The sequence below is a fragment of the Mesotoga sp. H07.pep.5.3 genome (assembly GCF_002752615.1).
Taxonomy (GTDB): domain Bacteria; phylum Thermotogota; class Thermotogae; order Petrotogales; family Kosmotogaceae; genus Mesotoga; species Mesotoga prima.
On record NZ_AYTV01000012.1, the window covers coordinates 628,136 to 641,356 of the forward strand.

At 44.4% G+C, this 13,221-nt stretch carries 11 protein-coding genes and 1 tRNA gene; 3 read left to right on the top strand and 9 right to left on the bottom strand.

The window, feature by feature from the left end; translation table 11 throughout:
- Positions 1-70 precede the first annotated feature (70 nt).
- Positions 71-1,486: an HD domain-containing phosphohydrolase gene (locus V513_RS06760; RefSeq protein WP_099772111.1), complete on the top strand. Its 1,416-nt coding sequence runs from the start codon at positions 71-73 to the stop codon at positions 1,484-1,486.
- Positions 1,487-2,029: 543 nt separating this feature from the next.
- Here V513_RS06760 and V513_RS06765 read toward each other — a convergent pair.
- Positions 2,030-2,104: transfer RNA gene (locus V513_RS06765), tRNA-Glu, on the bottom strand.
- Between the two features lie 83 nt (positions 2,105-2,187).
- On the opposite strand from V513_RS06765, the gene V513_RS06770 reads away from it, so the two are divergent.
- Positions 2,188-2,979 (top strand): alpha/beta hydrolase, encoded by a 792-nt coding sequence (locus V513_RS06770; RefSeq protein WP_014730607.1) that lies wholly within the window; start codon positions 2,188-2,190, stop codon positions 2,977-2,979.
- On the opposite strand, the gene ribF is transcribed toward V513_RS06770, so the two are convergent.
- Genes ribF through rbfA form a run of 3 tightly spaced genes read right to left on the bottom strand, consistent with a single transcriptional unit; the run spans position 2,953 to position 5,138 of the window.
- On the bottom strand, positions 2,953-3,852 hold the full coding sequence (gene ribF, locus V513_RS06775; RefSeq protein WP_257212005.1) for a riboflavin biosynthesis protein RibF: 900 nt from the start codon (positions 3,850-3,852) through the stop codon (positions 2,953-2,955). The two genes, V513_RS06770 and ribF, sit on opposite strands and share 27 nt — an antisense overlap.
- 1 nt (position 3,853) lies before the next feature.
- Positions 3,854-4,774 carry a tRNA pseudouridine(55) synthase TruB gene (gene truB / locus V513_RS06780; RefSeq protein WP_099772113.1) on the bottom strand — a complete coding sequence of 307 codons (921 nt, stop codon included), beginning with the start codon at positions 4,772-4,774 and terminating at the stop codon, positions 3,854-3,856.
- Positions 4,767-5,138: a 30S ribosome-binding factor RbfA gene (rbfA, locus tag V513_RS06785; RefSeq protein ID WP_099772114.1), complete on the bottom strand. Its 372-nt coding sequence runs from the start codon at positions 5,136-5,138 to the stop codon at positions 4,767-4,769. The genes truB and rbfA overlap by 8 nt, the downstream gene beginning before the upstream one ends.
- Before the next feature lie 386 nt (positions 5,139-5,524).
- On the opposite strand from rbfA, the gene V513_RS06790 reads away from it, so the two are divergent.
- Positions 5,525-6,217: an N-acetylmuramoyl-L-alanine amidase gene (locus V513_RS06790; protein WP_099772115.1), complete on the top strand. Its 693-nt coding sequence runs from the start codon at positions 5,525-5,527 to the stop codon at positions 6,215-6,217.
- Positions 6,218-6,416: 199 nt separating this feature from the next.
- On the opposite strand, the gene V513_RS06795 is transcribed toward V513_RS06790, so the two are convergent.
- From V513_RS06795 to V513_RS06815, 5 genes are read right to left on the bottom strand one after another with little or no spacing between them, the layout of a single operon-like run.
- Positions 6,417-7,724 (bottom strand): MFS transporter, encoded by a 1,308-nt coding sequence (locus V513_RS06795; RefSeq protein ID WP_180274839.1) that lies wholly within the window; start codon positions 7,722-7,724, stop codon positions 6,417-6,419.
- A gap of 15 nt (positions 7,725-7,739) precedes the next feature.
- A complete protein-coding gene (gene era / locus V513_RS06800; protein ID WP_099772294.1) occupies positions 7,740-8,636 on the bottom strand; it encodes a GTPase Era in 897 nt (298 codons plus the stop codon).
- 7 nt (positions 8,637-8,643) lie between these two features.
- On the bottom strand, positions 8,644-10,680 hold the full coding sequence (gene glyS, locus V513_RS06805; protein WP_099772116.1) for a glycine--tRNA ligase subunit beta: 2,037 nt from the start codon (positions 10,678-10,680) through the stop codon (positions 8,644-8,646).
- A complete protein-coding gene (locus V513_RS06810) occupies positions 10,673-11,527 on the bottom strand; it encodes a glycine--tRNA ligase subunit alpha (RefSeq protein ID WP_099772117.1) in 855 nt (284 codons plus the stop codon). Before V513_RS06810 ends, glyS begins: the two co-directional genes overlap by 8 nt.
- A gap of 24 nt (positions 11,528-11,551) precedes the next feature.
- Positions 11,552-13,216, bottom strand: coding sequence for a DAK2 domain-containing protein (locus V513_RS06815; RefSeq protein WP_099772118.1), 1,665 nt, complete (start codon positions 13,214-13,216; stop codon positions 11,552-11,554).
- Positions 13,217-13,221: the final 5 nt, after the last annotated feature.

Genomic DNA, 13,221 nt, shown 5'->3' on the forward strand with positions numbered 1-13,221 from the left:
AGAACAGTATCTGCTCGTTCGATCATGACAGTCCTGCATGATATTATTGTTGAGTTATCGGGAGGTGTTTATGGACAAGACCGTTGATGGAAATTTCTCTGATTGTTCGTCGATAAAGATACTTCTCGTAGAAGATTTGAAAAGTGATGCGGAGCTAGCGGAATTAGAAATCACAAAAGGGCTTTCGGGATGGTGCGATTCTGTTGGTTTCTTGAGGGTAGATAATCGTGAAGATTTTCTCCAGTCGATCTCTAATTACAAGCCCGACATAATCATTTCCGATTACATGATGCCTCACTTCAGCGGGATGGAAGTAATAGATCTTGCTTTGAAGTTCTCTCCCAGTACGCCTATAGTCATTCTTACTGGTTCCATGAACGAGGAGACTGCCGTTGAATGTATGAAGGCGGGCGCCTCAGATTATGTCATAAAGGAACATATGGCTAGGCTCCCGTTCGCAGTCAAGGAGGCAATAAAAAGAAAGAAGGAAGAAAGACTCAGGGCCGCAGCTGAAGAGGCTCTTGAAGAAAGCGAGAGGAAGTTTCGGCTTATTGCAGAAAAGGCGAATGATCTGGTATATAGATATGAATTATTCCCCGAGAAAAAATTCTCGTATGTCAGCCCTTCTGCCACAAAGATTACAGGCTATACACCGGAGGAGCACTACTCAAATCCAAATCTTGGTTTCGAACTGGTCCATCCTGATGACAGATGGAAACTTGACGGGCTTTCAGAGCAAGTGAATCAATCGCCGATTCTTTTGAGATGGATCAAGAAAAATGGAGAGATCATCTGGACCGAGCAGATGAATGTGCCCGTTTATGACGATGAAGGAAATCTTATTGCAATAGAAGGAATCGCCAGAGACGTTACTGAACGCCAAAAAACCAGCGAAGCACTGAAGGCAGCCTTCAATTCAGTTGTTACTGTGTTGTCTGATGTGCTGAATCTGAAGGATCCATACACTGAATTCCATGAGAAGAACGTCGCTAAACTTGCCGTCGAAATTGGAAGAAAAATGGATCTTGACGAATCAACGATCGAAGCTTTGAGAGTTTCGGCAATGGTTCACGACATAGGAAAGATTATGATTCCCACCGAGATATTGTCGAAGCCCGGAAAACTGAGCGATATAGAGTTTGAAATAATAAAGAGGCATCCCGTGACAGGATACGAGATTCTTAAAAAAGTCAAACTGCCCTGGCCCGTTGCAGAAATCGTTTATCAGCATCATGAGCGTCTCGACGGTTCCGGTTATCCTAGACACTTGAAGGAGAAGGAGATTCTTTTCGAAGCCAAGATAATTATGGTTGCCGATGTTGTCGAAGCGATGAGCTCCCATAGACCATATAGAGCCGCACTTGGTCTTGATGCCGCACTAGAAGAAATCAGATCGAATGCTGGAAGGCTTTACGACCCGAAGATCGTTGAGATTTGTGCTTCGATAATAGAAGGAGGATTTACCTTTTTAGAATCTGATCAGTAGAAGACCTCTGTACTCTTCAAAAATCCACGCAATTTCAAAACCGATCATTTTCTAGATGCTTAGGAAGGGGAAATAATTCCTCGACCGTTGTTTAATTAAGAAGCAAAGACGAAAAAATAGAAGCCGCCTCTAATGGGCGGCAAAGAATAGGAAGTGCTAAAGTGAAAATAATAGGCATTGAATTATGATAGCATAGCATCTGCGAAAACTCATATCCTATAGAGACCGACATATTAATAAATCGATAAGAATTGGTTATGCTCTGCGTCGCGTTTGTTTTTTCTTGCAAGGTTTAGGATGATGTGCTGACTGTATTTTACGAGCCGGTTCACATGGAGATCAGTTGTGCTAGGTTATAAAAGTGTCTAAAGAAGGCTCACAATCAAAACAACGCGAGCGAGAATAGAGTTCTTTGCGATCAGCTGTTAAAGCAGAGGGTTGAAAGACATCAAAGGAACTCAGAACAAAAAAGAGCTGAAAAAGCGAAAATCTCCCAACTGGGAGATTTTCAATGGAACTTACGCCGATGGAGAACTAAAATGTTGGCAGCCCCACGGGGAATCGAACCCCGACCTTCGGACTGAGAATCCGGTGGACTAGCCGTTATCCTATGGGGCCGAACAGAAATAATATTATCATGCTCTCTGGCTTTTGTAAACACCCCTGTTGAAGAGATATAATCAGTTTGAGGAGGTGTTGCGGTGTTTGTTAGACGATGGTTTTCTTCGCGCAAAAGGGCAAGCGTCGTGATTTGTCACGGAATTGGCGAACACAGTGGAAGATACGACGGTTTTGCTACTTATCTTAACGGAAAGGGATTCGATGTGTTTGCGGCAGATTTTCCAGGTCACGGCATGCATTCGGGAACTCGGGGTTTCATTAAGTCATTTGACGACTTCACGTCGCTTGTAAAGGAAGTTGCCGATCGAGTGAAGAAGATTCAGCCCGAGCTTCCCCTCTTCCTTTTCGGGCACAGTATGGGAGGACTTATAGCTACAAGAGTCATAGAGGTGCATCCAGATCTTTTCAATGCCGCCGCCCTTAGCGCTCCCCATCTTTTTTCAGCAAAGGAGTCCGTCAAGAATCTGCTTCCGTTGATTTCGATTATCAGACGAGTTGCACCAAAAACTACATTCAGTAGTTCTTCTCGTTTCACTCCCGCTGACTTGTCAAATAATGAGAGAGCTGTACAACGATACATTGCAGATCCTTATGTGCATGATCGAGTATCACCGAATCTCTTTTTCGGTCTTGAAGATAGTATCGAGCAGGCGCTGAAAGAGGCGGATAGAATAATGACACCTACTCTAATAGTCTATGGTTCCGCCGACAGGGTTGTTGATCCAGTAGGAGGAAAGGAGCTCTACGAAAAGATTAACGTGGAGAAGAAAATGCTGGAAATCCCGGGGGGAAAGCACGAACTGTTTGCCGACGAAGAAAGAAGGTCTCAATTCTTCGGGGCGATTTCATCGTTCTTTCTTGAGCATATTTAGGTGTATCTCCAGCCAGCGACGGGCAACTCTTTCATCATGTTTTATCTGTTCTATTAGCTCGCCCAGTGAGTCGAATTTCAACTCGGGCCTAATAAATTCAAGAAACTCCAGTTCAAGGTTTCTATTGTAGAGATTGCCGGAATAGTCAAAAAAGTATACTTCATACTTGACTTCTTCCGATGTGTTTACCGTGGGTCTGAAACCAACATTTAGCAAACCAAAGTAATCTCTAGAGTCAATCGTCGACATAATTATGTAAACACCCGATCTCGGTATTACTAGCCTTTCATCTCCCCGATGTATGTTTGCAGTCGGAAAGCCAATCTTGGCGCCGAGCTGTTTGTCTTTGTAAACCTTGCCTCGTATCGAGTATCTCTTTCCTAGAAGGGAATTCGTGAGGCCGATGTCCCCTTTAGCTATAGATTCCCTTATCCAGCTGCTGCTAATTCTGCGCCCGTCATATAGCGCGTCGGGTACGATCTCAACTCTCAAGTCTCCTTCTTTTGAGATCCTCTCCAGTAGCTCGATATTTCCCTTTGCGCCGTTTCCAAAGGTGAAATCTCTTCCGACTACAATTGCTCTCATGCCTTCACTCATCAGCCTGGAGATGTAATCTTCCGGTTCAAGATATCTGATTTCTGACATGTTGACAGTTACTACCCTTTCAATTCCGGTAGTCAGAATCTGTTCAAGTCTCTGTGCAACAGGATAGATTATCCCCGGGAAGTTTGGGAAGTAGTATCCCCAGGGATAGACAATTGAGATTGCTGTACTCTGCAAATCTAGATTGGCTGCCATGCTTACCGTCTTTTGCATGATCGCTCTGTGACCCAAATGGACGCCGTCGAAATTTCCTATGCAGGCAACATACATATCAAGCACCAAGAACCTTTTCCAGTTTTGCCACTCTCTGGAGCGAATTCTTAGCTAGGAGTGTCTTGATGAATGAAGAAGTGCGCTCTGATCTTGCGACTGCCAATAGTCGTTCGTCGCTGCCGATTATTCTGATCAAGTCGTTCTTCGCAAACTTTCCCATAACACCTGCCACTCCGCTGGCATAGATCTGTTTGCCAAGGAGGACATTGCTGCTCTCAGAATCGTTTAGCAGAAGACCTGGAAGGAAGTCAATCGATTCTTCGAGTGAAATTATTGAGAAATCAGATACATCGTCGATCTGGTGTGCAGAATCAACGGAGAAATTACCCTGGGAAATCCTTCGTAGTTTAGTAGCCGTTGCGCCGCAGCCAAGTTTGTACCCAATATCCATAACCAAGGATCTGATATAAGTTCCCTTTGAGACCTTAGCTGTAAAGGTGACTTTCTCATAAGAAATGCCAATGTCATCGATAGAATAGATTTTAACCGGTTTTGGCGGAAGATTGATTACTTTGCCCTCTCTAGCGAGTTTGTAAAGCCTCTCTCCGTTGTACTTCTTTGCAGAGTATGCGGGAGGAACTTGAAGATACTCTCCTTCAAATGACTTGAGTGCATTAAAAACCTCATCGAAAGAGAAATCCGGCACCTTCCGCTCTTCAACAGTTCTGCCCGTAATGTCAAATGTATCTGTAATTCTTCCTAGCACGAGCTCGGCCCTATATGTTTTGTCCATTTCAAGAAAGTACTCGAGAATCCGAGTTCCCTTGTTTACCCCAGAGATAACGAGCCCACTGGCAAAAGGGTCCAGTGTTCCCGCATGGCCTATCTTCTTTGTCCCCAGTCGACGTCGAAGGAGGTTGACAAGATCGTGTGAGGTAATTCCGACCGGTTTGTCTACAAGTATAATCCCATCACTCATCTTTCGTGTTTGCCCTCTCCCTTTCGATCTTCTTCAGCAACTGGGCTACTCTCAAGCTTGCTTCTATTCCAATGTCTTCTTTGAAACGGATTTCAGGGGCTTTGAACAGGCGAATGTTCTTTGCAATTGCAGTCCTGAAGATTCCCTTATCTTCATTCAGCCTTTTAACCAGCTTTTTCTTGCTTTCATCCGGTCCCATAAGACTTACAAAAACCGTTGCAAAACGCTTATCTTTGGTAAGTTCTACCCTGACTATTGAAACCATTCCTAGCGAGTCGTTGTAACTTGTGTAAGATGATAGAGCTACCGTGAGAACCTTCTTTATCTCAGACTCCAACATCTCTTTCCTGTAACTGCTTGCCATGGCTCTCACCTCCGGGATAATTATAACCTACAACGGAGCTAAGAGGGAGTTCCATGGGAAGTAGCGGTTTTAGCGAAATGTACATCCATTAGTAGATGCAATTTTACTTAGAAACGGTTTTCAGTAGCTTGTTGACTGAAGGACAAGAATCCGCCAAGAAATCGGATGATTTTGAATGAACAATGTATAAGACTCAATTGATATTTATTGGGCGAGCATGACACAGAGCTCGTTCTGCTGTTAGATCAAAAATATGATTCCGATAATTGGAGAGAGTGATTGTGCCTCCCTAAGCTAGCGTAAGCGGAACTACTTGCCGATAGTTTAACCCGATTAATCTGTAAATAAGTTACAATCTGTAGTGATCAACAGTTAGGAGTGATTCTATGCGTTCAGAAAGAAGAAAGTTTGTCGTTATTCTTGCTCTCTTTTTTTCCACATTTGCTTTTTCGCTTACTATCTGCATCGACCCCGGTCATCAGAAGGAAGCGGACCTGACTCTTGAACCTATAGCTCCAGGTTCGGAAACGACTAAGGCAAGGGTTTCCACTGGGACACGCGGCTCATCGACCGGTATTCCAGAATACGTTTTTAATTTGGAGTTCTCTTTCATGTTGAGGGATAGGCTTCTTCAGGAAGGGTATGAAGTTGTCATGACCAGAGATAGTCACGATGTCAACATAAGCAATGTTGAAAGGGCGAAGATAGCAAACGAGGCGAATGCAGATCTTTGTATTCGAGTCCATGCTGACTATAGCTCCGATAGCAGCCTCAAAGGATTCATGTTACTAATTCCATCTGAAACCTCTGCTCAAAGTCCATTGATCTATTCGGACAGCAAAAAGGCCGCGGAAAAGATCATGGCCAGTCTATTGCAGATCGATGGTATAGATTCACTTGGAATTAGGCCACGCGACGATATTACTGGATTCAACTGGTCAGAAGTTCCCGTACTAATCTTCGAAGCGGGCTTTATGTCAAATCCCGAAGAAGATGTCCTTCTCTCTACCAGAGATTACAGGGAAAAGCTCGTGGAAGCTCTCGTCACAGGAATTGAGGATTACTTTCTGACGAAGTAATGTGATTCAAAGGTCGAACAGAAAGGATCTTTTGTCATGGTTCTTTTGTGGTTGTTCCTCAATAAATAAAAATTGCTGCCCTTTTCGAGGGCAGCGAAGCGGTCTGAGGGTTACTTCAGCAATTAGATTATACAACTTTCTCCTCGATATTCCAAATCAAAGCCACTCCTGAAATCATCTTTCACCTCTTGACAGGCCTTTACTTTTCTTTCTCCATTGTTTGAGCAGCTTCCTTCATCTTTCTATGAAGGTGATCGATGTCTCTTGGGAAAGCCAATGCTGCAGTAAGCAGTACAAGCCCGCAAGGCAGCCAGAATAGCGCGGAAACATTCATTGCAACTCCAAGAGATCCTACTGCCGTGGCTAAAGTTCCAGCAAAGAACTGTCCAAATCCCGTTCCAAGAGAATCTGTCAAGTTGAAAATCGAGAATATCCTTCCTCTATTCTCAGGAGGATTGACATTCATCAGCATTGTCTTCATGTTTGGTCCTGTCATTGAAGCGGAGGCTGCGGCTACCATGCCCAGGGCTCCCAGCATCACAAATCCGCCTGCTCCCTCGATGGGTGGGAAGTTCAGAGCCAATAGAGCAACAAATGTCCCTATGACGGTCATTATCCCGCTGAAGAGCGGCATGTAGGCAGGTTTCTTCTTGTAAAGCAAACCGCCGATGAGACCACCGAAGAATATCCCGAGTACGTTTCCGACTCCGAAGAAAATGAATATTAACGTGGCCGATTCCTTTGAAAGATTCTTAGAGGTTTCGAAGAAGTTTACAAGGTAGTACGGTATTGCTCCCCAGGGAATCGTTCCGAGAATTCCCTGAATGAAGAGAATGAGATTGGTCTTCACCTTGAAGAGATTCTTGTAGTCAGACAGTCTGACTTTTCCAATGTAGTTTATCCCTTGATCCACGAGTTCGCCGACTGCAATTTCGGCGGCTCCTCTTTTCGGTTCTTCGGCAAATGCAAAGAATAAAAATGCTAGAACAATGTTTGGAAGAGATACGATGATGAACGGTATTCTCCAGCCAAGTGATGTTCCTGTGAATCCGGCGATTACCATTCCCACAATGGCTCCAAGGGATATTGCCGTAGAAAGAAAGGAATTGACCTTTGCTCTCTGAGATTCTTTGAAAGCATCTCCGGCGTAAGAAAAAACGACTGGGAAGAGCGCTCCTACGCCTATACCAGTTAAGGCCCTAGCAAGAAAGAGCTGCGGAAAAGTCTGTACGAAGGCGGAGAGAAAGCAGGGTATTTCACCGACCAGAACACTGAAAAGAAGCAGAAGCTTTCTGCTGTACTTGTCTGCCAGAAAACCCCAGAGAAGAGAAATCAGTGCGCCTACTATAGTGAAAGAACCTTGTATAAGGCCGATATCTGCCTTAGTTATTCCGAATTCCGCCTCGATTTCGCCGATGTTGGGAGACATCACCATCTGATCAGCATTAAGAAAGACCATCATGAAGAGCAAAAGAAAGAGGACAAAAGCCGCCTTTCCCTTTTTCATCTGCATCACCCCGATTTAATGAAGTTCGTCTTTGAGGTTAGTAAACTCCTGTATCATGGAATCTTTGTCTCTCCATTTTTCTCTAACTTTGACAAACAAATCCAGGAAAATCTTTTGATCGAAAATATACTCAAGATCTTTCCTCGCATCGGTACCGATTTTTTTTATCATCGATCCTGCCTTACCAAGGATTATCGGCTTCTGACTGCTTCTCTCAACAATTATATCTGCCCTGATTTTCAGTATGGTGCCGTCGTCTTTGAACTCCTGAACCACAACGCCAATAGAGTGCGGGATCTCCTGCCGGGTATTCTCAAGGATCTTTTCGCGAACGACCTCCGATGCCATAAATCTCGAAGACCGGTCAGTTATGACATCCTCGGGAAATAGCAACTCTCCCTCCGGAAGGAAATCGAATATTGCTGAAATCAGCTCATCGACTCCCATAGCCTTTATCGCTGAAATGAAGAACGTACGGCTGATATTTTCGAAGAGCTGTTCGGCCTTTTGGCTGAACTCCTCTATGAGTCTCTTGTCTTCGTACTCATCGATCTTGTTTATGGCGAGGAAGACAGGAATGTGACTTTGGTTCACATGATTTGAAACCAGCCTGTCCGATTCTCGAAGGCCGTCGGTTGGGTCAACAATGACCAGCAGTAGATCAGATCCTACTAGCGATGAAGTTGCAACTTTCAGTATGTATTGCCCGAGTCTGTGAAGCGGTTTGTGAATTCCAGGTGTGTCGTAGAAGACTATCTGGCCGTCATCTGATGTCAGGATCCCCCCGATTCGATTTCTAGTTGTCTGAGGTTTATCAGAAACAATAGCGATCTTCTCGCCGATGATGGTGTTTATGAGGGTTGACTTCCCCACATTGGGTTTTCCAACAAGGGCAACGGTCCCGGACTTCATTGACGGTTCACGTTCTTTCTTCTTCAAGAAGAAGCGAAAGGTCGCCTATCTTCAGGAAGAGCAGATCCAACGATTTAAGAAAGCCCAGTCTGTTAAGGCGAATGTCCTCCTGGTCAGCCATTACAAAGACATCGTCGAAATATCTATCTATTTGTGGCTTGAGAGATGTGAGAAGCTCAAGAGACTTCTCGAAATTATCTCGCTCTAAGGCATCCATTACATCGTCATAACACCTCAGATAGTCGTTCAAGAGATCACGTTCGGCCTGTTCCACAAACTTTGAGCCGTCGAATATATTCTCCAGGTGATTTTTGCTTATGTTGTGAACCCTCTGATAAGCAATAAGAAGATTATTGAAATCTTCCTTTTTTATGTACTCTTTGATTGCTTCTGCCGCTCTTACCCCTAGATATGGAACGTTCCACCACTTGTTCACGGATCGAGATACATTGATTGAAAAGCCTTTCTCAATAAGAAATGCTTCGAATCTAGATGAAAAGAAGTCCTGAATCAATTCAACGGATTCTTTAGAAATCGTTCCGAGATTTTCCATGGCTTTGCTTATTAGACTATCCAGAGAGATCTTCCAGCCGAGATGGTGCATAGTCCGGAAGATGAAGCTAGCTTTTCTCCTCAGCGCATATGGATCCTTCGAAGCGGAAGGTATATTTCCTATCATGAAGTTGCCTACAAGCGTATCTAGCCTATCTGCAACCCCTACGACTGCGCCAGTCAATGTTGTGGGAATGGAGCCGTCTAGATAGTGCTCTTCAATTCCCATAGCAACATCATGACTCTCTTTGGAATCCAACGCATATATCCTTCCCATTATGCCTTGGAGCTCGGGGAACTCCTGAACGACTCTGGTGGTTTGATCCGCTTTAGCAAGAAGAGCCGTTCTCTGAACCTCCAGAAGTTCGTCATTATTTGCTCCGAGCATCCTGGAAATCTCTGTGGAAAGCTTAACTGTTCTATCGGTTTTGTCCTTCAGCGAGCCAAGACCACGCTGAAACATAATGCCTTCCAGCGCATTGACGTACGCTTCGAAAGGTTTCTCTTTGTCCTTGATGAAGTAGAAAAAAGCATCTTCCAGCCTTGCATTGATGACCTCTTCATAACCCAGTCTAATATTACCCATCGGATCATCTGGACCATCCTGAAAAGCCACGAAGTTATTCGTCAACTTCCCATCCTTGTCAACCGGGAAAGTTCTCTGATGATGCTTTATGGTTACGATTATTACTTCAGGCGGGAGCTGGAGGTACTTCTCCAAGAAACGCCCAAGAACAGCAGAGGGATATTCCGTCAAGGAGACTACTTCGGCAACCAGTTCTTTATCGACAGGAATTTTGCTTTGAAGATTCGATTCAATTCTTCTGATTTCTGAGAGAACTCTCTCTTCCCTATCGCTTTCCCGAGCGATTACCAGAGCTTCACTCAATTTCTCGAAGTAATTGCAAGGTGATACTTCAACTTCGTCAAAGAAGAACCTGTGGCCCCTTGACTTGTTCGATGACTTCTTTCTAAACAGTTCCATCTCAAGCGTTTTGGAATCAAGCATTGCTACTATCCATCTTACAGGTCTCACGAATCTGTAAATCCCATCTCCCCAACGCATCGGTTTCTTGAAATCCATGGACTTCAACGAGTCGGAGAAGATCTGAGGCAAAAGAGCTTCAGCAGTCTCGCCAGTTATTTCTCTCTCAATGTAAACATAGCCGTCCTTTACTATTACGTCCTCTAGCTTCGCATTGCTTCCTCTTAAAAAACCTAGAAGCGCCTTTGTCGGCACGCCGTCCTTATATGCGATCTTCTCAGACGGTCCTTTCCTCTGCTCTAGGAAATCGGCTTGTTTTCCATCGATACCGTGAATCAGCACTCCGAATCTTCTGCTCGCAACGAATACTTCCAATCTGTCAAACCGCAGATGATAGTTTTCAAGAGCCTCTCCGATCTTATCATTAAGTTGGTCTCTGATGCCAGTCACTTCACTTGATGGCAGTTCTTCAATTCCGACTTCTAGCAGAGCTTTGTGATCACTCATCTGAATCGCTCTCCTTTGCTACGTATGCTTCTGCAACTGCCTTTGCCATCTCTCTAATGGATTTTATGTAGCTCTGACGCTGTGAAACGCTGATTGCATTTCTCGCGTCAAGCAAATTGAAGACGTGAGAACATTTAATCATGTAGTCGTAAGAAGGTCTGACAAGACCACTCTTAAGGCAGAGGTCGAATTCTTCGCGATATAATCTGTACAGCTCAAAAAGCCTTGAACTCTCGGCCACATCGAAATTGTAAGCGGAGAACTCTTTCTCGTTTTCGAGAAAGACATCTCCATACTTGAATTCCCCGTTCCAGTCTATATCAAATATGTTCGCTTTTTTTTGAAGATACATGGTGATTCTTTCCAGTCCATAGGTGACTTCCAGAGAAACTAAATCAACGTCTATGCCACCTACCTGCTGGAAATAAGTAAACTGACTGACCTCCATTCCGTCTAGCCAGACTTCCCAGCCTACTCCCCAGGCGCCGAGAGTCGGAGATTCCCAGTTGTCTTCAACAAATCTAATGTCATGTTCCTGAGGATTTATGCCCAGTGCTTCTAAAGAACCGAGATAAAGTTCTTGCGAGTCTTCGGGATTTGGTTTTATTATTACCTGGTACTGGAAGTATCTTTGAACTCTCATTGGATTCTCGCCATATCTTCCATCTGTTGGTCTTCTACTGGGTTGAATGAAAGCTACCTTCCAGGGTTTCTTCCCAAGTGACCTAAGAAAGGTCGAAGGATGGAAGGTTCCAGCCCCCATCTCTAGATCATAAGGCTGATCTATGATACATCCCTGCATAGACCAGTATGAGTTTAGTTTCCCTATCACGTCCTGTAAGTACATTCTTCCCTCCTGAGCTCTACTAGTCTATTCAATGGAGATTAAGTAGTAATAATAGGGCTGTCCACCGCTATGAATTTCGAATTCAAGATCTGAGAAACTTCCTGAAAGAGATTCGAGAAGCTTTCCGGCACTTTCCTCAGTTACTTCCGATCCATAAAATATCGTTACGACTTCCTTCTCACTGTCCTTACCAATAGTCGCCCTGATTGAATCGTGAACGAGCTTCTCAAGTTTCCTGCCAGAGCTTATCAGGCCGTCTCTTCCTATCGCAATGTATTCGCCTTTTCTGATCTTCTTTCCTTTCATGCTAGAATCTCGGACAGCATAGGTAATCGAAATCGGTGAAACGGAATCGGCAGCCTCTTTCATTTCCGCAACCAGTGTTTCACTGTCCATTTCATCGTTATATACAGTCATTGCCGCAATGCCTTCTTGCACAGTACGAGTTGGGATTATATAAACCTCTTTCCCGGGATTGTCGTCCTTAATGGCGTTCGCTGCCTCTTTGGCGGTTAAAATGATATTTGGGTTGTTGGGGAGCACAATCACTTTATCTGCAGCGATTCGATTAATGGCTTCGTAAAGGTCCTTTAGGCTCGGATTCATTGTCTGACCGCCCTTAACTGCGTAATCTACACCAAGGCTCTTTAGAACGTCGGCAAGACCTTCACCTGGTGAGACTACAATTACCCCATGACGCTTACCTTTACCATACATTTCTGGTCCCTTAGACTGAATATCAATTATGTGCTCATGTTGGACCTTCATGTTGTCAATCTTAACCTTTTGAAGGAATCCCACCCCTAAGAACTTCTCGATCACATCTCCAGGGTGGTCAGTGTGGACGTGGATCTTAATAATATCATCTTGATGAACCATAACAATCGAATCTCCCATTTCATCGAGATAATTCTTCATTACTTCCGATACTTCTTCCGAGTTTTCTGAGTCGTTGAGGCCAACGATTAGTTCCGTGCAGTACGTGAATTTCAGTTCTTCCCTGACTATTTCAACTATCCGTTCCGTTGAAGACCCCATCGCTTGAGGTATCTGCTGAATGGGGCCTTCAAGTTCTAGATCGCCCTTCACTGCAAGCACAAAACCTTCAAGTATATAAGCCAGGCCCTTTGCTCCAGAGTCAACAACGCCAGCTTCTTTAAGTTTGGGAAGTAAAGATGGAGTCTTTTCTACTGTATCGAAAGCGACATGAAGTAGGCTTTCGAAGTATTCTTCAAAATCCTCAATATCTCCGAACTGTTCGTTTGCGGTGTCGGCCGTTACTCTCATTACGGTGAGCATGGTGCCTTCGACGGGTTTCATTACGGATCTATAAGCGATTTCCTTTGCTTTAACTAGCCCTTCAGTGAAGGCTTTGGTGTTTACGAATTTTCTGTTTCCAATTCCCTCAGCAAATCCTCTGAATATCTGTGAGAGGATAACGCCGGAATTGCCGCGGGCGCCCATAAGCATTCCGGTCTTGACTGCTTCCAGAATGCTCACCAGATCATCTTTCTTCAATCTATCCAGATATTCACAGGCCTCTATCATTGCAGCGGCCATATTAGATCCTGTGTCTCCGTCTGGAACAGGAAAGACATTCAGCGCGTTGATCTCATCTTTATTTGCAAGAAGTCGTTCAGCGGCTTTCCGGAAGGCAGCGACAAAAAACTTGCCGTTGATACGTTTCATCTCTT

Coding starts and splice junctions, on each gene's coding strand:
- V513_RS06760 (WP_099772111.1), top strand. CDS start 71: ATGGACAAGACCGTTGATGGAAATTTCTCTGATTGTTCGTCGATAAAG.
- ribF (WP_257212005.1), bottom strand. CDS start 3,852: ATGTATGTTGCCTGCATAGGAAATTTCGACGGCGTCCATTTGGGTCAC.
- truB (WP_099772113.1), bottom strand. CDS start 4,774: ATGAGTGATGGGATTATACTTGTAGACAAACCGGTCGGAATTACCTCA.
- rbfA (WP_099772114.1), bottom strand. CDS start 5,138: ATGGCAAGCAGTTACAGGAAAGAGATGTTGGAGTCTGAGATAAAGAAG.
- V513_RS06790 (WP_099772115.1), top strand. CDS start 5,525: ATGCGTTCAGAAAGAAGAAAGTTTGTCGTTATTCTTGCTCTCTTTTTT.
- V513_RS06795 (WP_180274839.1), bottom strand. CDS start 7,724: ATGAAAAAGGGAAAGGCGGCTTTTGTCCTCTTTCTTTTGCTCTTCATG.
- era (WP_099772294.1), bottom strand. CDS start 8,636: ATGAAGTCCGGGACCGTTGCCCTTGTTGGAAAACCCAATGTGGGGAAG.
- glyS (WP_099772116.1), bottom strand. CDS start 10,680: ATGAGTGATCACAAAGCTCTGCTAGAAGTCGGAATTGAAGAACTGCCA.
- V513_RS06810 (WP_099772117.1), bottom strand. CDS start 11,527: ATGTACTTACAGGACGTGATAGGGAAACTAAACTCATACTGGTCTATG.
- V513_RS06815 (WP_099772118.1), bottom strand. CDS start 13,216: ATGAAACGTATCAACGGCAAGTTTTTTGTCGCTGCCTTCCGGAAAGCC.